Source organism: Microbacterium sp. NPDC064978 (assembly GCF_044543605.1).
GTDB classification, from domain to species: domain Bacteria; phylum Actinomycetota; class Actinomycetes; order Actinomycetales; family Microbacteriaceae; genus Microbacterium; species Microbacterium meiriae.
Window position 1 is genome coordinate 514,282 of the sequence record NZ_JBITWF010000001.1, and the last position, 19,839, is coordinate 534,120.

General features: G+C 68.1%; 24 protein-coding genes. 5 read left to right on the plus strand and 19 right to left on the minus strand.

Annotation, left to right across the window (positions count from 1 at the left end):
• Window positions 1–2: 2 nt before the first annotated feature.
• The 19 genes from ACIGJI_RS02605 to ACIGJI_RS02695 all read right to left on the minus strand — a co-directional run bounded on the left by ACIGJI_RS02605 (window position 3) and on the right by ACIGJI_RS02695 (window position 17,011).
• On the minus strand, window positions 3–1,124 hold the full coding sequence (locus ACIGJI_RS02605) for a hypothetical protein (protein ID WP_366243746.1): 1,122 nt from the start codon (window positions 1,122–1,124) through the stop codon (window positions 3–5).
• Between the two features lie 10 nt (window positions 1,125–1,134).
• Entirely contained in the window at window positions 1,135–2,079 is a 945-nt protein-coding gene (locus ACIGJI_RS02610; protein WP_366243748.1) for a hypothetical protein, read from the minus strand.
• A complete protein-coding gene (locus ACIGJI_RS02615; protein WP_366243750.1) occupies window positions 2,079–5,804 on the minus strand; it encodes a hypothetical protein in 3,726 nt (1,241 codons plus the stop codon). Before ACIGJI_RS02615 ends, ACIGJI_RS02610 begins: the two co-directional genes overlap by 1 nt.
• Window positions 5,805–5,815: 11 nt before the next feature.
• Window positions 5,816–6,121, minus strand: a complete 306-nt coding sequence (locus ACIGJI_RS02620; protein ID WP_366243752.1) for a hypothetical protein — start codon at window positions 6,119–6,121, stop codon at window positions 5,816–5,818.
• 74 nt (window positions 6,122–6,195) lie between these two features.
• Entirely contained in the window at window positions 6,196–6,648 is a 453-nt protein-coding gene (locus ACIGJI_RS02625; RefSeq protein WP_366243754.1) for a hypothetical protein, read from the minus strand.
• A 91-nt stretch (window positions 6,649–6,739) separates the two neighbouring features.
• A complete protein-coding gene (locus ACIGJI_RS02630; protein ID WP_366243756.1) occupies window positions 6,740–7,333 on the minus strand; it encodes a hypothetical protein in 594 nt (197 codons plus the stop codon).
• Between the two features lie 52 nt (window positions 7,334–7,385).
• A complete protein-coding gene (locus ACIGJI_RS02635; protein ID WP_366243758.1) occupies window positions 7,386–7,802 on the minus strand; it encodes a hypothetical protein in 417 nt (138 codons plus the stop codon).
• The gene (locus tag ACIGJI_RS02640) at window positions 7,802–8,140 is read right to left on the minus strand and encodes a DUF5403 family protein (protein WP_366243760.1); all 339 of its coding nucleotides are present in this window, start codon (window positions 8,138–8,140) and stop codon (window positions 7,802–7,804) included. Before ACIGJI_RS02640 ends, ACIGJI_RS02635 begins: the two co-directional genes overlap by 1 nt.
• Window positions 8,141–8,149: 9 nt before the next feature.
• Entirely contained in the window at window positions 8,150–8,443 is a 294-nt protein-coding gene (locus ACIGJI_RS02645; protein WP_366243762.1) for a hypothetical protein, read from the minus strand.
• Window positions 8,444–8,496: 53 nt separating this feature from the next.
• The gene (locus ACIGJI_RS02650) at window positions 8,497–8,901 is read right to left on the minus strand and encodes a hypothetical protein (RefSeq protein WP_366243764.1); all 405 of its coding nucleotides are present in this window, start codon (window positions 8,899–8,901) and stop codon (window positions 8,497–8,499) included.
• A gap of 4 nt (window positions 8,902–8,905) precedes the next feature.
• Window positions 8,906–9,385: a hypothetical protein gene (locus ACIGJI_RS02655; RefSeq protein WP_366243766.1), complete on the minus strand. Its 480-nt coding sequence runs from the start codon at window positions 9,383–9,385 to the stop codon at window positions 8,906–8,908.
• A gap of 68 nt (window positions 9,386–9,453) precedes the next feature.
• Entirely contained in the window at window positions 9,454–10,449 is a 996-nt protein-coding gene (locus ACIGJI_RS02660; RefSeq protein ID WP_366243768.1) for a major capsid protein, read from the minus strand.
• Window positions 10,450–10,452: 3 nt separating this feature from the next.
• On the minus strand, window positions 10,453–10,893 hold the full coding sequence (locus ACIGJI_RS02665) for a hypothetical protein (protein WP_366243770.1): 441 nt from the start codon (window positions 10,891–10,893) through the stop codon (window positions 10,453–10,455).
• Window positions 10,894–10,904: 11 nt separating this feature from the next.
• Window positions 10,905–11,669, minus strand: a complete 765-nt coding sequence (locus ACIGJI_RS02670; RefSeq protein WP_366243774.1) for a hypothetical protein — start codon at window positions 11,667–11,669, stop codon at window positions 10,905–10,907.
• A gap of 61 nt (window positions 11,670–11,730) precedes the next feature.
• On the minus strand, window positions 11,731–12,816 hold the full coding sequence (locus tag ACIGJI_RS02675) for a hypothetical protein (RefSeq protein ID WP_366243776.1): 1,086 nt from the start codon (window positions 12,814–12,816) through the stop codon (window positions 11,731–11,733).
• Entirely contained in the window at window positions 12,806–14,236 is a 1,431-nt protein-coding gene (locus ACIGJI_RS02680) for a hypothetical protein (protein WP_366243778.1), read from the minus strand. The genes ACIGJI_RS02675 and ACIGJI_RS02680 overlap by 11 nt, the downstream gene beginning before the upstream one ends.
• A gap of 22 nt (window positions 14,237–14,258) precedes the next feature.
• The gene (locus ACIGJI_RS02685; RefSeq protein ID WP_366243780.1) at window positions 14,259–16,013 is read right to left on the minus strand and encodes a terminase TerL endonuclease subunit; all 1,755 of its coding nucleotides are present in this window, start codon (window positions 16,011–16,013) and stop codon (window positions 14,259–14,261) included.
• 3 nt (window positions 16,014–16,016) lie between these two features.
• A complete protein-coding gene (locus ACIGJI_RS02690) occupies window positions 16,017–16,505 on the minus strand; it encodes a hypothetical protein (protein WP_366243782.1) in 489 nt (162 codons plus the stop codon).
• Window positions 16,506–16,570: 65 nt separating this feature from the next.
• Window positions 16,571–17,011 carry a hypothetical protein gene (locus ACIGJI_RS02695; RefSeq protein WP_366243784.1) on the minus strand — a complete coding sequence of 147 codons (441 nt, stop codon included), beginning with the start codon at window positions 17,009–17,011 and terminating at the stop codon, window positions 16,571–16,573.
• Window positions 17,012–17,352: 341 nt separating this feature from the next.
• Here ACIGJI_RS02695 and ACIGJI_RS02700 point away from each other — a divergent pair, with 341 nt between their 5' ends.
• From ACIGJI_RS02700 to ACIGJI_RS02720, 5 genes are all read left to right on the plus strand, one after another.
• Window positions 17,353–17,829: a hypothetical protein gene (locus tag ACIGJI_RS02700; protein WP_366243786.1), complete on the plus strand. Its 477-nt coding sequence runs from the start codon at window positions 17,353–17,355 to the stop codon at window positions 17,827–17,829.
• Window positions 17,830–17,925: 96 nt separating this feature from the next.
• Entirely contained in the window at window positions 17,926–18,231 is a 306-nt protein-coding gene (locus tag ACIGJI_RS02705) for a hypothetical protein (protein WP_366243788.1), read from the plus strand.
• A 98-nt stretch (window positions 18,232–18,329) separates the two neighbouring features.
• A complete protein-coding gene (locus ACIGJI_RS02710) occupies window positions 18,330–18,596 on the plus strand; it encodes a hypothetical protein (protein WP_366243790.1) in 267 nt (88 codons plus the stop codon).
• A gap of 63 nt (window positions 18,597–18,659) precedes the next feature.
• Entirely contained in the window at window positions 18,660–19,235 is a 576-nt protein-coding gene (locus tag ACIGJI_RS02715; RefSeq protein WP_366243792.1) for a hypothetical protein, read from the plus strand.
• Between the two features lie 120 nt (window positions 19,236–19,355).
• The gene (locus tag ACIGJI_RS02720) at window positions 19,356–19,571 is read left to right on the plus strand and encodes a hypothetical protein (protein WP_366243793.1); all 216 of its coding nucleotides are present in this window, start codon (window positions 19,356–19,358) and stop codon (window positions 19,569–19,571) included.
• Window positions 19,572–19,839 lie beyond the last annotated feature (268 nt).

Below are 19,839 nucleotides of genomic sequence, written 5' to 3' on the forward strand. Positions count from 1 at the left end.
GGTTACCTTCTCCCCTGATCGCGCTGACCGCGCGCGAGTTTCGCGACTGCGGCGCCGAGTGCTGCTTCTGTGGTCGGCTCGGCGTCTGCCTGGCCGATTCGGGGCGTCACGATGACGCCGCCCTTGGAGTTCTCGACGACCTCGACCGAGGTGATCTGCTCGCGGGTGTGCAGCGGGCCGACGTTGAGGTTGACGAAGTCGCCCTCGACGAACGTCTTGCCGTAGCGGAAGACGTCTGACTCGACGGCGTCGACCGTGATGCCGACGGCCGGCGCACCCTCGGCGACGGCTTCGACCGCCTCCGGGAGGATGTCCACGCCGACTTCGGTGTTGCGGGCGTCGACGAAGACCTCGATGATGTCGCCCCAGTCGAGCTCCCGCGCTGCGTCGATGTACTGCTTGAGCTCGCGGTCCTCGCCCTCCTGCCGGCCGCCGACGACGGCGCGCGTGGCTGTCGGGGCGACCGTGGTGAACTGGAACGAGTCCAGGACGCCGGAGTCGATCGTCAGGGTGCCGGGCACCGTCTTGCCGGGCCGGACGTCGACCGTGACCGCCCCCGTCTGGGGGTGGTAGCTGAGGACGACGACGAGCCCGTCGGCCGCGAGCGGCTCGAGGACTTTGTCGGCGAGCGGATGGAAGCGGACCGCGATCGCCTTGGAGGACGGGATCACGGAACCGCGGCCCTGGGACGGTGCGACCGTCCACGGGACGCCGAGACGCGTGAGGTTCTCCTGCAGCGCGGTCTTGAAGATCGTCTCCGTCGCCCCGGAGTAGTTCCGGTACGCCTGCGTCTGCGCAGTGATGGGCGCGGTCGTCAGCGGCCACCCCTGCCAGTCCCAGAGCTTCCGGAGGTCTCCCTCCACGCGAGGTGTCACCACGCCCGCTGGGCCCGTGCCCGGAGTCTCCGCGATCCGTCCGCGGAAGCGCTCCACACCGCGGAACCAGACGGCGCACCGGGCGCCCTTCGTGACGATCCCGTCGAGCGCGCTGTCGTTGTCGTCGAGTGTGAACTCGGCGGTGGAGATGCCGTTGGCGACGAAGGCGGCCGATGCCTCGACCTCGCTGAATGACCGACGGAACTTGTTGGTCTTGTCGTAGATGACGAACTTGAGGCCGGTCTCCATGGCTCTCCTCTCAGAACGCACGGAAGTACAGCGGCGTGATCTCGAACTGGATCGATCCGGCGCCCGTCGCGGCGATGTGCAGCGGCACTCCGGCGCCGTCCGGCACGGAGGCGTAGTTCTGCAGGCCGAGCTCCTCGGTCACGTCTTCGCCGACGAAGTCCGCCGGGTCTGCGACCGTGTCGCCGAGCGTTGCCGTCTGATTGCGTGGGCTGGTGTCGATGATGAGGGTCTTGCCGTCCGGGATCGCGAACGGCAGGTCGATGACCGCTCCGTCGACGCCGAGCTCAACATCCGTCAACGGGCCGACGGCCGTCCACTTCCCCCACGTCTCGATGTCGCCAGGGTTGGTCACCGCTGCGGCGTCGAAGGACGACTGTGAGGAGATGTGGAAGGGCGGGCCGCCGTCGCCGAAGAAGTCGACAGGATTCGCCGCCTGCCAAGGGCCGCATACGACCGGTGATCCCTCCCAGAACGGCTGCGCCGCCTCGAGCGTCACCCCGTACTGCGCCCAGCCGTGGAGCTGCGGGTCGATGTCGTACTGGTGCGGCTCGTCGAAGGTGCCCGTGAGGCGGAGGGTGCGCGTCTCGGTGCCCGCCGTGACCAGCCACTTTCCTTCGCGGTCCGGGTGGATGCTGCGGAAGAAGGCGTTATGCCGGGTGCGCCACTCTTCCGAGTCGTCGCCCCACAGGTAGATCGGCCAGAACACCGCTCGGGCTTCGGCTCGCCACCCGCGGAGCCGGTTACCCGGCACGCCCCGCGACGTCGACGTGTGGCGGGTGATGGACGGGTTGTGCAGGCCCTCGACTCCGCGGCGGAAGAGCATCGCGCCCTGCTCCCGCGAGTTGAGATCCCACTCAGACCCGTCCCACCCGACCCAGACCAGCGAGAGCGACTGCCACGCCGACTCGACGGGAGCGGGAAGCGGTGCCGGGACACTCAGGATGTATGGCGCCATTACCGCACCACCGCCTTCCTGAGTGCCCCGGTCCGGTTGAACCGGCGCCGCTTCGTCTGCTCGATCACCGAGCCGATTTCCGACGCGGCGGTGTCTGTCGTGACCCCGTAGAACTGGTAGGTGTCACCGCTTGCACGCGCGGTGCCAGCGGTGCCGCCCAGCCCAGTCGCCGTGGAGATCCCGTCGAAGTCGATGGCGTCGACCATCGACTTGCGGACGCCGGCGGCGCCCTTCGTGATGCCGAGCGCCACGCCCTGGATGAGAGGGAGACCGATCTCTCGATTCGTGCGGCGCGACGGCGACTTGATCTCTCCTGCGGCCTTCGCTGCGACGACGGCGCGGTCAACGGCTGCGGCGGCCGATCGGGAGACCGCGCCGCTGTTGTCGCTGATGCCGCGGGCGATGCCCCGCATGAGGGCGGCGCCCACGCTGTAGAACCAGCCGTCCGCACCGGCGAGCACCGATCCGATGGAGCCGCGGAGCCCGCTGAACGCCCCGACGACGCCGGAGCGTCCAGAGAGCGCGCCGGCGCGCATTCCGCCCATGGTGGCCGCGCCCGTGGGGATCAGCCACGAGCCTGCCGCCGACATTGCGCCGCGGAAGACCCCGCCGAGGTTGGAGAAGTCGGTCGAGATCGTCGGCGTGACGCCGTCGATCCCGGCCTTGAGGCCGCCCATCATGGCGGTGCCGCTCGGCGTGAGCCACGTCTCGGAGCCGGCCATCCCTCGCTTGACGGAGTCCTGGATGGACTTCATCGAGCGATCGAGCTCGGGCATGCCGAGCTGGATGCCGTCCGCGAGCTGCCGGGAGAAACTCACTCCCCCGCGGCCGCCGCCTCCGCCCCCACGTCCGTTCCGGTTGAGGTCGAGGGCCTCACTCGCTTCGTCGGCGAGGTCTCCGAGCTCCTCCATGATCTGACGGCGAGTGCCAAGGTCGACGGACCAGAACTCACCCATCCACGCCTTGCTGCCCTTGCCGTCGGTGAACGACTTCCGGATGCGCTCCGCGATGCGTGTTGCCTCGGACGCCGCGGTGTCGGCCGCGCTGGGGGCGAACTTCGGGTCCGGGAGCTCGAAGCCGAAGTCCTTGAACTCCGACTCCGCCCACGCGCGCACGTTGTCGTTCAGCGGATACGCGGAGTAGCTGCCGAGCAGCTCGTTCCACATCTCCGTCGCGCCCTCGGCGCCGCCCTCCTTGAACGCCTTCTTGACCTTGTCGACGACCGTCTCGAGCTTCGAGATCTCCGTCGCGCTGAGGTCCGGGAGGGCGAAGCCCTGCTGCAACTGCTCGTTGATCTTCGCGATCACCTCGGGCGGGATGCCCTCGATGTTGCGCATCTCGTCGACCAGCGCATCGGCGGCGCCCTGGCCCTCGGTGGCGAGTACGCGTTCGTACTCGTCCATGAAGACCTTCGCCATGCCCCGCGCCTTCTCGGAGACGGTCATGCGGTTGTCGTTCCAGTACCGGTCGAAGTCGAAGGACACCTCGACGGTGAACGGGTTGCCGTCGTCCTTCGGCTTGAACTGGCCGAGCTTGTTGAGCTGCTGCAGCGCGCCGGAGGAGTCCATGTCCCAGCCCATGAACTCGCGCACGCCGTCGAAGAAGTCCCCGTTGGCGCGGGACCACTCGCCGAGGGCGGAGATCCACTCGCCGAGGGTCTCGATGAGCGACGTGAGCACGGGAAGGATGTCGACCAGCGCTTCGGCGAGAGCGACGATGGCGTCGATCAGCACCGGACCCGCTGCCTCGACGAAGTCGTCCAGGGTCGGGCCGAGCTGCTCCGCGATCTGGATGACGGCGTCTCCGAGGGTCTCGAGGACGCCGGAATCCCTGATCTGGGAGATCAGCCGGTCGACCGCGGGCATGAGCTCTGCGAGCACACCCACCGCGGTAGGCAGGAGCGTCCCCGCGAGGTCGCCGAGCAGCCCCAGAAAGCTCCCGAAGGTCGAGGCGATCGTCGGCAGGTGAGGGAGGATGCCCTCGAGCGCGCGGACGAGCCCGTTCGACAGGTCGAGCAGGCCCTTGTCGACGGCTGGCTGGTTGAGCGCGTTCGCTGCGCCCTCGATGAGCCCGCCGAGGAAGGTACCGGCGGAGCCGATGAACTTCTCGATGGAGCGGTCGATTCCGAGGATCAGCCGACCGACTGCGGTGACGCCGTCGCCGAACGCGGTCATCGCGACGCTCGCGCCGCGGAACACGGCGGTGAGTCCGCGCTGGAAGTCCGCGCCGTTGACGATGCGGTCCCACTGCTGCATCATGTCGGCGAACCCAGCCAGCCCCTTCGAGCCTGCGGAGTCGGCGGCGCGCCAGAGTCCCTCGAAGACGCCGGCGATGCCGGTGGTCGCGTCCCACAGGTCGTACATCGACCGGATCGCGTTCTCCATCCAGCCGTCGAGACGACCGTCGGTGGAGACGGCTTCGAGCCAGTGGTCGAAGGTGTTGGCCTGCCGGACGAACCACTGCGCGAGGCGGGGCGTGTACTTCGCCGCGACCTGCGAGAGCGACGTCATGGCGCCGGCGAACGCGGGCGCGCCCGTGGAGAGGATGCGCCAGCCTTCGGCGATGCCGGAGAAGATCTTCTCGAGGCCGCCGTCGCCGAGCTCCTCGCCGAATGCCTTCGCGAGTTCCCCGGTGAACTGGCCGATGCCGGTGGAGAGCTCGCGGAACGAGGTCCGGAGCTGCGGCATGAGGTCGTTGACCAGGTCGAGGATCGGCTGCCGAGCCTGGCCCCAGAACGCGTCGTTGATGATCCCGCCGAGCTCGGACATGTCGTCCTTGAGGTCGGCGAGCTCGGTTCCGGTGTTGCGGAGCGCGACGATCAGCGCCGTCAGCGAACCGACGGCGTTGAGGATGAGACCGGGGACGACCAGGAACGCCGGCAGGATCGAGAAGAGCCCCTGGCCGATGCCGACGAGCCCACTGGTGGCGGCGAAGATCGCACCCACCAGGGAGGTGATGCTCGTGGTCCACCCGATGATCGACGGGAGGTTCTTGTCGAGGTTCTTCATCGACGTCGCGAGATCGTCGATCCACTTCCACGACAGCCGGGCGCCGGACAGGGCGGACAGCGTGGTCAGGGCGGAGACCACGGACGCCTTGGAGACCTTCGCGAAGATCTCGACCGTTCGGGGACGGGTGAGCCAGGCGAGACGGGCGGACGCCCACGCGGTGAACGGGTTGGCCTCGATGCGCGTCTCGCGATCGCGCGCGACGTGGTCGATGTGGTCCTTGATGTCGTTGAGACGAAGGCGCAGCTTCTCGGCGTCCTCGGGCGAGAGGATGTCCCGGGCGAGGCGGCCCGAGAGGTCGTGGAACTCGGCGCTCAGCCCGTCGAGCTGCTGGCGGAGTCGACGGTCCTCCATCGACGGGGTCATCTTGACCTCGATGTCGCGGAGGGTCTTGTCGATGTCGCGGCGCAGACGGTTCACGGTCAGGCGGTCCATCGTGAGCCGCACGGGCGCGACGATGTCCTTCATGTCCTGCACATCGGGCGTCGCCTTGAACCGGACGCCGCCGTCGAGGTCGCCGAGGCTGTTGAGCTGCTGGCGGATGTCCTCCTTGATGCGGCGGCTGTCGAGGCGGGCGCGGTTCACGCGCAGGGTCATCGACGTGCTCTTCTCGATGAGGTCGAGGCGGCGCTTGAGGTCGCGGCGGAACTCGTTGGTGTTCGGGACGACACGGATGGACAGGCGACCTGCGTTACGCCCGGGGTTGATACCTGCCATCCGTGTCACCCCTACTCTTTGATGAAGTTGTCGAGCGACCCGCTGAGCAGCTCCGCGATGGTTCGCGGCTGCACGGTCGTCTCCTGTTCCTCGGCGCCCGGATAGTCGATGAACATGCCGGGGTCTTTCTTCCCGGCGAGTCCCTGGATCAGCGAGGCGATGAGGTTGTGGGTGCGGACCGCGACGACGGTCGCGGCGTCCCACCCCTGCAGCTCAGGCGAGCCACCCCGGAGGGCGTATACGCGCGAGTGCGGGTTGAGCACGAGGTGCTCGGCGAGGATGACGACGTGGTGGGCAGAGACCTTGCCCGCCCACACGTCGTCGATGTTGAGCCCGTGGTAGAACTGGGCAAGGTCTGCGCGCAGCGCTCCTTGAGTGTCGAGTTCGTCGATCAGCTCTCGGAGCTGCGCGATTTCCCCAGTTCGTCCCGGTAGTGCATGTAGAGGGCGACGAAGTGCTCTTCGGTCTTCCCCTCGGACCAGGCGGCGTAGGCGTCCTTGTCCTCGGCGATGGTCTCGGCCCACTCGTCGATCGACTCGACGAAGGCGGCGAACTTCTGGTACCGCTCGATGTCCTCGGGCTTCGTCATGTCGAACTCGAGCATGCCCTCGCCGTCGCCGTTGCCATCGAAGGCACCGGACTTCGCGGCGTCGAGCGTGAGGTTCGTGAACGCGTTGCGGTGTCCGAGGCGGAACCGGTGCGGCTCGCGGAGCGGCGGCATGTCGCCGAGCAGCTCGCGGCGGAGCTCTTCGGCGTCCTGTTCGGCCTCGATCACCTCGGAGGGCTTCGGTGCCTTGCTGCGGGCCGGAGACTTCCGATCCTGCGGCTTCGTGGGAGTCGTCATTGCAGACCTCTTTCGTGCGGTGCAGACCTGGTGAGGAAGACGTCCCCCTGGGCGGGTCTGCGGCACTGCACCCAGGGGGACGGGTAGGGGGTTACGGCGTGGGAGCCGCGAGCCCGGTCTTGAAGATCTGGAAGACGCCGGCGCGACCCTCGACCGCGGGGATCGCGGAGTTGGCCGCCGACAGGATCGAGACGGAGAGCGGCAGCTCGAGGAACTGCGCCGTGTCGACCGACGGAGCGTCGCCGAGCGACACCTCCGTGTTCGGAATCCAGAACCCGACCGACCCGGTGGAGTCCTGGAAGTACAGGAACAGGGCGGTCGAGAGCGGCTTCGGCGTGGCGACGGTGTAGCCGCCGGTCGCCGGGTCGAATTCGCCGTTGAAGGCGAGGTCGAGCGTGGCGCCGTCGAACTGCAGCGCGGCGACGGTGACGCCCCAGGTGACCGAGCTGGTCGTGGTGCGCACGGCGTCGGCGAGGAAGGTGTCGATCGACTCCTTCTCACCGCCCTCCTTGGTGAAGGCGATGGTGTTCTGCTTCGACGTGTGACCGAGGTTCTTCCACGGCGACGGGCCGTCGGTCTGCAGGTTGAACGCCTCGAGCGGCGTCGCCGGCGGGACGGTGTTGACGGGGGCGTGGAAGACAGTTCCGTGCCCGGGGATTACGAGTGTGGTTGCGTCGACAGACACGGTTCCTCCTGGGTGTTGGGGTTGCAGACCCGCCCCGAGGGGCGCAGAAGGACTAGAACTTGCGGACGGCGAGCTGCCACGAGCCGGTGAGCTGGATCGCGGACTTGGCTTCCATCTGCGCTTCTCCGCCGACCCGGGAGAATGCAGAGATCTCGTTGAGGATGGACTCGACGGCGCCGATGCCCGCGACGAATCCGGCCGTGGGCAGCTCGTCCCAGGCGTGCACGCCGGTGTAGAGCGTGTCGGCGAGGGCGAAGGCGGTGTGGGGGTCGTCGAAGACGCTGAGGGTGAGCGTCACCGTCCACAGGTCGCGCCCGTTCCCGTCTTGCGACGCGAGCGAGTAGTGCGTGACGAGGGGCAGTGCGGCGAAGGTGCCGACGTCGAGGTCGGCGGCCACGTCGGAGTGGGCGGGCGCGATCTCCCGCACGAGCGTCTGGAACAGGCCGTCGTTGTCGAGGAGGAGGCCCATCAGCTCACCGCCCGGAGCGCTTTGCTCATGATGTGCTGGCCCGGCACGAACTTCACGCGGCGGGCGTTCTTGAAGCGCACGAGGTGGCCGTACTCGATCGACACGGCCGCCTTGTCGTCGGCGACGATGAGGCGGTCGTCGATGGGGCCGACTTTCGATGGCTGCACCGAGGGGACGGTCGCCACGAATGTCTTGCTGAGGTAGTCGCCGGTGAGGCGGTGCGACGCGGCAACCGAGCGCACGGCGCGGAGGCCGCGCTGCGCGACGACGTCCATCTCGCGGCTCTGGCCTGCGATCTGCGCGGCCATGGAACCGGCGCGAGGGTCGACGTAGGACATCCGGGCCTCCTACAGGTCGCGGAGCCACTTGATCGTGACTCGGTGGTGCCCCGTGCGCTTCGAGACGGAATGGCTCTGAGGTGCGCCGACCGTCTCGTACTCGGCACCGTTGAAGAGGACGTAGGAGTTGATGTCTCCGGGCCACTGGCGGGAGCGGACGATCGCGAGGTCGACCACCTGCAGGCCGAGCGTCTCGACTTCCTCGGACGATGACCAGTCGCGCACAGGTTCGACCATGCAGCGCACCGTGATCGGCGCTCCGTCGGGCACGTACTCGCGTTGGCCGCGCTCGTTGCGGACCATCTTCCGCTTCTGGACCTGGACGGTGTGAGGAGCTCGGCGGCCGAGGAGCGACATCAGGGCCACCCCTTCTGTCTGCTCAGCGTCGCGGTGCCGGCGCGGCCGCCGCGCTTCGGCGCGACGCGACCGGTGAGGTCGCGCTCGTCGATGTCGCTGAACCAGATGTAGCCGGATGCCGCGAGCGACTCACGCTGGAAGCCGTACTGGCCCTCGTGCTCCTCCTTGTAGCCCTCTTCGTTGCCGAAGACGCGGGCAGCGACTCGGACGACGACGGCGTTGTAGAGGCGCAGGGTGAGGACACCGGATTCCAGGCGGGCGGCGACGACGCTCCCCCATCGACTCTTGATCGAGTCGACGACCTCGCCGAGCTTGCCCTTGAGGTACCCATTGGCGAGGTCGGAGACGTCCACCGTCGAGTGCTTGGGGATCTCGTCGGGCGAGACTTCGGGGAGCGTCGTCATGTGGTCACTCCCCCAGCGACTCGATCGCGGCGTTGAGCTCGTCGTCGGTCAGGTTCTCGGCGTCTTCGATGCCGAGGTCGGTTGCCTTGGTGACGAGTGCGTCGCGGTCCGTCGCCTCGTCGTCAGCGGCTCCGGCGTCGCCCTGGGGCTTCGCTTCGGACCGCTTCGCGCGGATGCGGTCGGCGATCTCCGACTTGCTTCCGCTCTTCGCGACGCCGGTCGCCTCGGCGAGGTCGCGCAGCTCCTTGATGCCGAGGCCGGACAGGTCGTCCGTGTTCTCGTCCGACGGTGCGGGCTTCGACGCCGACGGGGCGGGCGCCGGGGGCTGGCTGGCGTCGGTGCTGGCGGGCTCTGCGCTCGGCGCGTCGATGAGTGCCGGGTTCGTCACCCAGTCGGGCGCCGCGTCTCCGGGGCCGGCGGTGACGAGCACGCCACCGATGATGCGGGCGACGTGACCGTTGAGGATTCGCTTCGTGTTGCTCATGGCAGACCTTCTCCTTACGGGTGCGGGGCGGCCCCGGGAAGGAGCCGCCCCGCAGTGACCGGGTGGGGTTACGCGACCTTGAGGGACGCGGTGTTGTCGGGCGCCTGCAGGATCGGCAGGCCGATCGCGGAGACGAGCACGTTGTACCCCTCGGGGTCGTGCGTGTGGGTCGCGCCGGAGAACACGCCGGCGGCCTCGGCCCGCGAGATGCCGTTGTCCTGCGACAGCGACTCAGCGGTGATGCCGGTGAGCGTCGAGCCGAACTGCGAGCCCGACAGCATCGAGATGCGGTCGGTCGGGAAGAGCGGCTGCTCGACGCCGGCGCGGTTCACGATCGTCTGCTCGTTGACGCGGACCTCGCCGTAGCCCCACTCGCGCAGCAGCGAGCGGACGTCCGTCTCGCTGACGCGGGTGGGGAGGTTGTCCCCGCGCTGGACGACGAGCTTGATGATCTCCACGTTCGTCTGCAGCAGCGCGAGGATCGTGCGCGGCATGACGATGGACGAGATGCCCTTGCCCATGACGGCACGCATGCCGTCGAGGTCGGAGATCGGGTCGGCGCCGGCGGCGTTCCACAGGGTCGGCGCGGTGCCGGTCTGCGCGGCCTTGCGGCCGAAGTCCACGATGACGCTGAGCCCGCGCTCCTGGATCGTCACCTTGCCGGAGACGAGCGCCTCGACCTGGCCGAGCACGAAGCGCGAACCGACGGCCTGCGCGTTGCGGCGGGCGCGCTTCTCGAACGCTTCGCCGATCGCGTCGTCCATGTTCATCAGCACGAGCTGCTGGTGCTCATCGACGGGCGTCCGGATCGAGATCGGGGGCAGCTTGCCGTCGGCGGTCTGGCCGCCCTCGAGCGTGCCGACCTCGGACTCGGTGCTGAAGCTGCGGTACGAGGCCGCGGCCGGGAGCACGGACTGACCGATGTTGACCGAGTAGGTCAGCGTCGGCGAGGCCTCGAGCGGGAGCATGTCGGCGGTCTCGAAGGACTCGACGTGGAGGCGGAACGCAGCGCGGGCGAACGCGGTGAGCTGCGCGGGGGTGCGGTGGTTCTTGCTGAACGCCATGGGTCAGTCCTCCACGTAGGTGAACGAGCCGCTCGACTTGGCCGTCTTCACGGTCGTGCGCTGAGCAGCGATGGGCAGGAGCGAGGGCTTGACGATGCCGTGCACGAGGCGGGCGAACGTCGGCTTGGCCGTCGCGGGGTTGTCGCCGAGGGACACGCCCTCGTTGTCGTCGACGTAGCCGGCGAGCGTGCGACGCGGGTCGCTGTCGTCGGCGCCAGCCGTCGCGCTGTACGGCCCGTACAGGCCGTTGGCGAGCAGGGCGACCGCGACCCCCGAGGGGATCACGTTCTTGTCCTGGCCGGGGATGTTGTAGTGCGTCCCCGCGGTGAACGCGGACACGTCGAGCTGACCGGGGCGCGCAGCGTCTTCACCGTGCGCCGACGCGCGCCAGCGGGTGTCCTGCTTCGCGCCGGTCGCACGAGACTTGATCTGGAAATCAGACATCAGTGCCTCCTTTAGGCGGTGGTCTTGGGCTTCATGGCGTCGTAGGCGGCCTGCTCCATCGACGCGACCGAACCGGTCGCACCGGGTGCAGGAGGGATGCGGTCAGCGTGGTCGCTGTGGAACCGCTGTCCCCATGCCGCTCCCGACTGGGTGCCGTTGCTGTCCGCCGAACCGAGGGACTGCGCGAACGTCTGGACCTTGGCGGCGTCCAGTTCTCCGTTGTCGCCGACGAACTTCGTCAAATCGGCGAACTCGATCGCACCCTCCACGCGGGAGGTTGCGGCTTCGACGGTCTCGCTCGCGCCCTTGGTGAGCGCGATGAGCCATCCCTTCACGGCGGACCCGAGCACCTTGCTCGTGCCCTCGGCGAATCCTTCGGCCTTGGCCGAGGTCTTCGCCTGCTCGAGCGCGCGGTCGGCGTCGCTGAGCGCGGCCTGGCGGGCCTGCTCGGCGGCGTTGGCCGCGTTCTGCAGGTCTTCGACCGTGCCGAACTGCTCGTATGCGCTCGCCCGTCGCTTCTCCGCCTCGGCGATGCGCTGCTGCACCTTGGACTGGTTCTTCCAGTACGCCTCGCGCTCTTCGGGCTTCATCTGGTCGAGGGGGGTGTCCTTGGGAAACCCGAGGTTCTCCTCCTTCGGCGCGGAAGCCCCCGGCGCCGGCGGCGTCTGCGTGCCCGCTTCGGCGCCCGGAACGGGGTCGATGTAGCGGAACCACGGACGGTGCCATGCGGGCGCGAACTGCGGGCCGAGGATACGGATGGGCTGGTGGGTGAGCATGGTGATGAGTCCTCCGGATCGGAAGGTGGAACCCGCCCCGGATCGAGGTGGGGGGTCTGTGTCAGGCGAGGTTCGACTCGGCCCGTGCGATGAGCGAGCGGTACCAGGCGATCGCCTTGTCGATGTCCTTCACCGGGATGGGGGTCTCCCCCTTGCCGGTGATGTCGACGAGGTTGGTGCCGTTGTCGCGCGCGTCGAGGAGGATGCGGAGGCCGCTTTCGGAGGTCGCGAGCTGCGACTCCCACATCCTTCGCTGGTCGTCGGCGGTCATGCGCGCGTAGGGGGTGAACTGCTTCCGCTTCGAGTCGCGGTTGACCTTCGCGAGGCTGCGGAATGCGTCGCCCTTGCGCGTGAGGATCGGACCGAGCTCGCCGTGCTCCCGCACCTGGACCGTGATGCGCTTGAGGTCGTCGGCGTAGTTGGAGCCGGCGGCCGCGTAGATGCGCGCGAGGTCGGCCTCGTTGAGGCGCAGCCCGAGGTCGCGGTCCTTCGTCAGGGGCGAGATCGTGCACTTGCACAGGTCGTGGAGCGGCATGAGCTCGGACTTCGAGTAGAAGCGCGAGGCAGCGACGATGCAGAGCCCGCAGGTTCCCGTCTTGGAGAACTCCGGGTGGATTACTCGGCGGTAGCCGATGACCTTCGGGGAGGCCGCCATCACCTTCTGCGCCTCGTCGCGGGTGACCGCGGCGATGTCGTCGTTGACGATCGACGTCAGCCGATCCTCGAACGTCTTCCAGACCTCGTCGGGCACCCGGTCGGGCCAGTCGACGGTCTCCGTGGTGGGGTTGCGGAAGCGCTCGCGGATGCGGTGCTCGAGTTGCCGGGCGGGTCGCTTGTAGACCTCGACGATGGACGTTCCGCCGCGCTCGTAGGTGTCCTCGATCGGCGGGAGCTCGTCCGGGAGCGCGTCGACGAGCTCGAGCTGGCGGAGCATGAACGCGCGGGCGGTGCGGCGTGCCCGCCGTGTGGCGGCGTCGACCTGGACGGCGGACGCTGCGGCTGCAGCGTTCACCATATCGGGTCGACCCCACCACACGAAGGGGAGCCATATCTGCAGAAGAGCTCTCAGCAGCGCCTCGACGATCGACTCCTGCTGCGCGGCGTAGGTGGCGACGAGGTGCTCGTACTTGAGATCCTCATTCGCCATCGTTCGCTCCTGTCGTGCTCACCGCCTGGCGGGTCGCCGGCGCGATCGCGAGGGCCGCGTTGAACGCCTCGTCGGCGCGGTCGGTCTCGGCCTGCCGCCGTTGCTGCGGCGTCATCTCGAACACCTCGGCGTCGATGAACGCCTGCGTGGCGCCACCGCCCTTGAACTTCGGTGCGGCTTCCGCCTTCTCGGCGAGGGTGGCCGGGTTGACCTTCGCCCACTCGACCTCGATCTTCGTGAACTCGGACCGGGTGTCCTGCCCCTCGATGCGAAGCGACTGGGACATGGCCTGAGCCAGCGAGACGCCCGCGACCCGGTTCATGCGGTTTACCGCGTTCACGAGCGGCTGGTGGCTGATCTGCGAGCCGAGCGCCGACTGGTTCGCGTTCGACGAGTCGAACAGGCTCATCGGCGTGCGGGTGATCGTGCAGAGGTCTTTCAGCTCGTCCTTGCGCGCCTCGTAGATCGGTCGCACGTCGGTCGCTGCGGACTCCCACATCTTCGCGGAGGACGGGAGGGTCCACAGGGCCGCGGGGCCGGTGCGGAACACCTCGTCGTAGTCGATCTCCTGCCCCGCCTTGGGGTGATCCTCGGGGTAGACCTCGTCGAGGTCAGCCATCACGGCGCGCTGCCGGAAGGACTGCATGACGATGAGGGTGAGGGCGTTCAGCGTGATCTCGTTGATCCGGTCGAGCGTGTCGAGGTGCTTCTCGTAGATGCCGGCGCCGTCGGGGGTCGCGAGCTGCGTGACGATGCACTCGTCGATCGCTCCCGTCCGGATCGGCTCGGAGACCCACGACCAGTCGGACGTGACCGTCCACGTCGTGCCATCGGCAGGGAGCGTGGGGACGTTCGTCGACCGGTACGCGACTCGGTAGTAGCCGGGCCGGAAGAGCGTCACTTCCTCGGTCCGCAGGATCGAGTTGTAGCCGACGATGATCGCAGCGCGCGTGACCCACGGGAACCGCGGGTCTTGCTCGCTGATCGTCGTCCACTCGTTCTCGATCTGCCAGAGCGCTTTCCCGTTCGAGTCCGGCGCGGTGATGATGTACGCGCGGCCGTAGTCGCCGAGGTCGTTGAACAGCGGCACCGACTGCATGGCCATGCGCGAGCGGTCCCAGATCGCCTGAGCGACCAGGTCGCCGTTCTCGTCGCCGGCGGCGGACGTGCGGAACGCGATCACCTCCTGTCGGTCGGTGCGCGCGTCCCGCAGCGTCTCCGCGACGTGGAGTCGCGATCGCCGCATGAAGCGGAGGTACTGCTCGCTCGTCGCGGCGTCCCACGAGTCGGCGGGAAGCAGGGCGTCGCCGTCACGGTACGAGCGCAGCTTCTCCATCCGCGGGAGGCCCGTGCCGAGGCGATTCGCCAGGCGCATGAGCCACCAGTCGTCGGTGTCCGGGATGTTCGCTTCGGTGAGCACTCTCCACCTCGTTTCCCCGGGGTTACCGGACTCGGCGAGCCGTGCCCGTCCGCTTCTTGAACTGCTTCCTGTACCGCGCGCGGCCTTCCACCGCGAGGCACATGCCGACGGCAGCGTCCATCTTCTTCATCGAGCCCTTGCGGTCCTTGCCGATGACGTCACCCGCTGAGCGCTTCCACCGGGACGCGTTGAGCACGTGCCGAGTGAGCACCTTGTGGTTCCCGTGGAAGAGCTCCCCGGACTTGATCGCGGTCTCGGTGCGCTCGACGACCTTCGCCATCACGGTGTGCTGGTTCGTCTCGAACGTGATCGGCTTCGCCTCGGACGCCTTGACGAGCAGGTCGGGACCGTACTTCGTCTCCCACCGGTCGACGTAGTCGCGCCAGTGAGGCGGGTCGGCGAGGAACGCGACGACCTTGAACTTCTTGAAGGTCTCGTCCAGCACGGCTTCGACCTCTTGATGGTCGACCGTCCAGTGCTTCGCTTCCTTCGAGTCGGGCGCTTCCCAGATTCCGATCGGGAAGACGTAGCCGTCGTCGATGCGGCATGCGATGAGCACGGTCGCGTCCGAGTTGAGCGATCCGTCGAACCCGAGCGCGATCTTGTCGCCGCGCGCCGGCGGACGGAACCCGAGCTTGGTGCCGGCTTCCTTCGCCTCGGCGAGCCGCGCCTGCAGGCTGATCCGCGACCACTCGACGAGCTTGAGCCACGAGTGCTTCCCCGCGACGACCGCGTTGAAGAAGTACCGGATGGTGTCTTCCTCGGACCGCCGCGGGTCGAACAGGTCGTCCAGCATGCCCTCGGGGTCGTTCCACGCGATCGCGTCGCCGAACGCCTCGTAGAACGCGTCGGTGAGTCGGGCGAGGTACTCCTCCTCCGTCTCGAGCCGCTGGCCGCCGCGCTTAGTCGGGTCCGGCACCTTGATCTTGTCCAGGGACTCGACGTCAGCCCACCGGTGATCGAAGAGGAGACGCGGCCTGCGCGCCTTCTTCTCCTCGATCTGGTCGGCGAGGAAGTACGTGTCCTCGGCGACCGATTCGGCGCCGGGCTCGTACATCGTCGTGGTCTCGATGAACCACGTGCCTTCCTTGCGGCGCTTGGACAGGTTGCGGACGACGGTGTCGTACATCGCGCGGAGCGTGGGCGTCTCGTAGAGGTGGGTCTCGTCGAAGACCGCGAAGGTCTCGAGCCCACCGTCCTTCGACGCGGCGCCGGCGGTGGACGGCGTGATCTGGCCACCGTTGTGCGGGATGAGGACGCGCGTCTTGCCCGCGTCGACTCCGTAGACGGCTTTCAGCGCGTAGAGGGGCGCGTTCTCGTCGGTCAGGTTGTAGTAAACGTTGTCGTAGACGTTGCCGGTCTGGCCCTCTTCCGTCGCCATGATCTTGACGGTCGGGGACTTGATCGGTTTGCCCATCGGCTCGCCCTTGAGGTACGTGTACGTCTGGCCGAGGAACTCGTAGGTCTCGCCGCCCTTCGCCCAGCCAGCGAACCGGCAGGGTCCGAACGCCTCGAACAGCACGAGCGCCGCGGCGACACCGGACTTGTCAGTGCCCTTCGGGCGCGAGAAGAACGCGGAGTTGTAGAACCGCTTCCCGGCAGCGTCGAGACCGTAGCAGTCGACGATGAAGCCGGTGTACTCGTCGCCGTACTTGATCGGCATGCCCGTGCCGCCACCGCGGCCGTGGACGACGAACGTCTCGATCCACCACACGGCCAGCCAGCCGAGCGACCTGTTCCTGTCGTGCCCCTTCGCGCGAATCAGACGCCGGGGCACCGTTCACTCCCCCGCTATCCGCTTGCGGCGGTCGTCGATGCTCGTGACATTCGAACTCTTCGCGTTCCCCACGGGATATTCCTCCGGGACTTCGATCTCGACGCGTAGACGCAGACGGTCAGCGGGCGTCGCACCGAAGTTCGCGACCCGAATACGGATCTCAGCGGCACGCTCAGAGTTCTTCCCACCGCTCTCCCACATCTGGTGATGCAGCAGGGCCGTGTCGAGCATGTAGTCCCAGTCAGGAGCGGAGACCATCTTCGCGGCCTGTGGCGACTCCCGCCAGTTGTTCCACCAGCGGACGGTTGCAGGATTCCACTGCTCGCGAAGAACGCGGTCCGGGTCGACCTGCTCGTCGTCGGGGAGGATCGGGAGCACGTCGTCGGGCAAGTCCCAACCGCCGATGCGGCCGTCGGAGCGGATGATGTCGCGGGTCTTGTTGTCGCGAGCTCGTGAGCGCCGTTCGGACGGCGCCGGTCCCTTGCCAGGCATGGTGTTCCCTCTCCCGAAACGGAAGCCGGCGACCGAAACGGTCACCAGACGGTGATGAAGTGGGGTCAGTCGGAATCTGCGGGCTCGACGCCGAGAGGCTCGAGCAGGTCTTGCGGGAGCGAGAACCAGAGCACCGACGAGAGGTTACTGATGAGCTCCGGCAGGTACTCGGTGTGGTGGTTGAGGAAGTTGAACGCGCGCTGCTTCCGCCGAGTCGTGCCACGCGCCCAGAACAGGCCGACGTGCGTGACCTCGTGGACGATGGCCGACAGCGTGACCGGCTGAGCGAGCATGACGATCGCGCCGACGCCGGCGGAGTCCGGCTTCCGGTATGTGATGGAGTGCGCGCCCGCCTCCGCGTCGCCGCACGCCCGTCGAAGCGCCTCGACGTCGTTGAAGACGAAGACGTGGACGCCGTGGGAGATCGACCAGCGGAGGTCGCCCTCGAAGACGCCCTGCCACGCGACATCGGCATCCGGCCAGGTGGCTTCGACGAGGTCGGGCATCGGTCTCCATTCGGCGCGACCGGGGCCGCATCATGACCCCCCAGACTCGCGCGCACCGCGAGAGGCAGAACGCTTGCGGGCGGGGCGAGGTGGGGGGCGGGGGGTGGTGGCCCCGGGGTGTCAGGTGGGTTGACACATGCGCGGTGTCGTGTGCGGCGGGTCGGTGTCGGCTGGCTGGACGGTGGGCGTGTGTCGGGTCCGGCTGGGGGGTGGGAATGTGTGCCGTGGGCGTGCCTGTGGGTGGGTGTGGACTGGGGGTAGACATGACACACGGGTGTGTGTATAGTCAGTGGTGTCGGAAGTGAAACACCGGCACACCACAACCGAAGGGAACAGACACCATGCGTGGAACACAGAAGCTCGGCCTTGCGGGACTCGGCGGACTCGCCGCGGGTATCGCGCTCATGGCGTGCATCGCAGCGACGGACGCGGGCACGGTCCCCGCGGATGAGCCGGCTACGGTCGTCACCGGTGAGGCGACGCCGGCGCAGCAGCTCGGCACGGATGACGCCGGCACGGTCGGCGCGGAGCCGGGCGCGGTCGAGTCGTCGGCTCCCGTTGCCGCGGATGCCGTTGCCCCGGATGCTCCCGTTGTCGCTCCCGTGGTCGAGGGCGCGGAGCAGGCGGCGCCGCGTGAGTGCGAGGACGACACGGACACGGGCTGTGTTGAGCCGCCGTTGCCGGTCGGCGTCACCGTGTACTTCCCCACGCTGGCAGAGGCGCAGGCGTTCCTTCCCGTGTTGCCGTGCTGGGAAGCACTGGACGGGCGCGGCGTGTGCTGGGTTGAGGGAGCGACGGGCGCAGACGTTCAGGGCTGAGGAATCCCGTGTCCCCGCGTAGGCGGCGACGGTTCACGACCGAGACACGGACGCACCCGGAAGTGAAACACCGGGCTTACCGAAGGGATAGGAACCATGTCCGCACAGAACACGATCACCGGACGCGTTACCCGCGTCATCCGCCACGGCCACACGGTGTACGGCAACCCGATTATGTCCATCGTCCTCGACACAGGGCACCGCGACGAAACCCCTCTCCGTGGGAGTGATGGTCAGGAGACTGGGCTCGTGTTCCCTGCAACAGAGCACGCACTTGTCACGGTCCGGATCTCAGACAACGCGAGCCTGGTCTACGGGATCGAGAACCCCGAGTACCGCGAAGACGAACACACGTTCGCGCTCACCCGCGCCGGGCGGGTGTCGCACGTCATCCGCGACTGAACCGCTCCCCCGTGCTACGCGTAGGCGTCGGCGGCTCACGACCGCGGCACGGGACAACCCCACCGGTGAGACAGTGGGGACGACGAAGGGAACAGGCAATGCGCTATTTCGACTGGGAAGACGGATTCACGCCCTACTCTGCGGCGCTGGACGGCGACGTACTCACGGAGTACGCCGGCGACATTGAGCGCGACCCGTCCGCGACCGTTGAGCGCCGTTCGCGGCTCATTCCGCGGCCGGAGTGGGATGGGCACCCGAACGCGGCCGACTACGTCATGAGTGACGATTTCAGCGCCGGCGAGGTCGGCGGCGAGGACGCCGTTTGGATCGACGGCCGCGGGTACGCGCTGACGCCGGCCGGCTGACAGGCACGGCACCTCATTGCACGATCCCGGGAAGTGAAACACCCGGGCACCGAAGGGAACACCATGAGCATCTATCGGGACGACTTCGCGGCGTGGGCGGACTACGTGGCGGGCGAACTTGCACGGTTCTACGATCACGCCGGCGGCGTCACGTACCTGTTCCAGAACACGCCCCGCGCGAACGCGTACCTTGCGAAGGCGGCGGCGCGCGGGTTCACGACGGAGCAGGCGGCGTTTTACGGCGCGGCGCACATGGTCCGCGGCATCGTCACGTCTGAGTTCCGGCAGTGGTGGATTGAGCATTGGGGTACGGAGCGGGTGACGTTCTCCCAGTGGCGGGAGCGCGCCGCTGAGGAGCGGGAGCAGGTCGCGTGGGAGGACTCGGCGGATAGGGCTCTCGACCAGCTCGACATGCTGCGGCGGCTGACGTTGGAGCGTGACGCGCTCATCCTTGACGCGGCGTCGAAGGGTGCGACGAAGGTAGCCATTGCGCGGGCGGTCGGGCTGTCCCGGCAGCAGGTACACACGATCATCGCGAACGGGACGACGCCGGACGTTGCGCCGTTCACGGAGTGGGCGGACGAGGTGCCCGCGGTCGTCGAAGTTGCAGCGGACGCGGCGTGGGGTCAGGTGTTCTAGTTGCAGGTTCGCGCGTTCCGCGTAGGCGGCGCCGGCGTCGTGGCCGGGACGCGCACGGTTGCAGATTGCAGCGCCCGGCAGGTGAGACAGCCGGGGAGGGTATCGAAGGGAAGTTGCAGCATGTTCGCATCGCAGGAGCTCGCCGTCAGCACGAACACGGAGCCGAACCCGATCCTCGTCGAGATCCGTCGTCAGAATCGGATCGGCGGGTGGAAGTTGCGCCCGCGGTTCGAGCTGCGGATGCTCGACGCCGGGGTGTACCGGGACCGTCGGCCGGATCAGGTGGAGCACGCGCGGCGGGTGCTGTCGCGGCTCGCGGCGCGGTCGCGGCGGTGAGCGAAGTTGCAGGGTCGGATGGCCTGCTCGAACCGCCGGAGCGGGAGCGGGACTTCGACCCGAAGTTGCAGCCCCTCGCGGGCGTGCGCTGGCCGCAGGGAGAGCGGCGGACGCCGGTCGAGGGGGAAGTTGCACTGTTCGATGTCACGGACCCTGGGGAATTGCAGGACTGGTGACATGAAGATGCCCCGGCTCGACCTCCGATGGAGGGTGAAACAGAGCCGGGGCGCGGAATCCAACCGAAGGGAAGGAACCATGGCCGATTCTA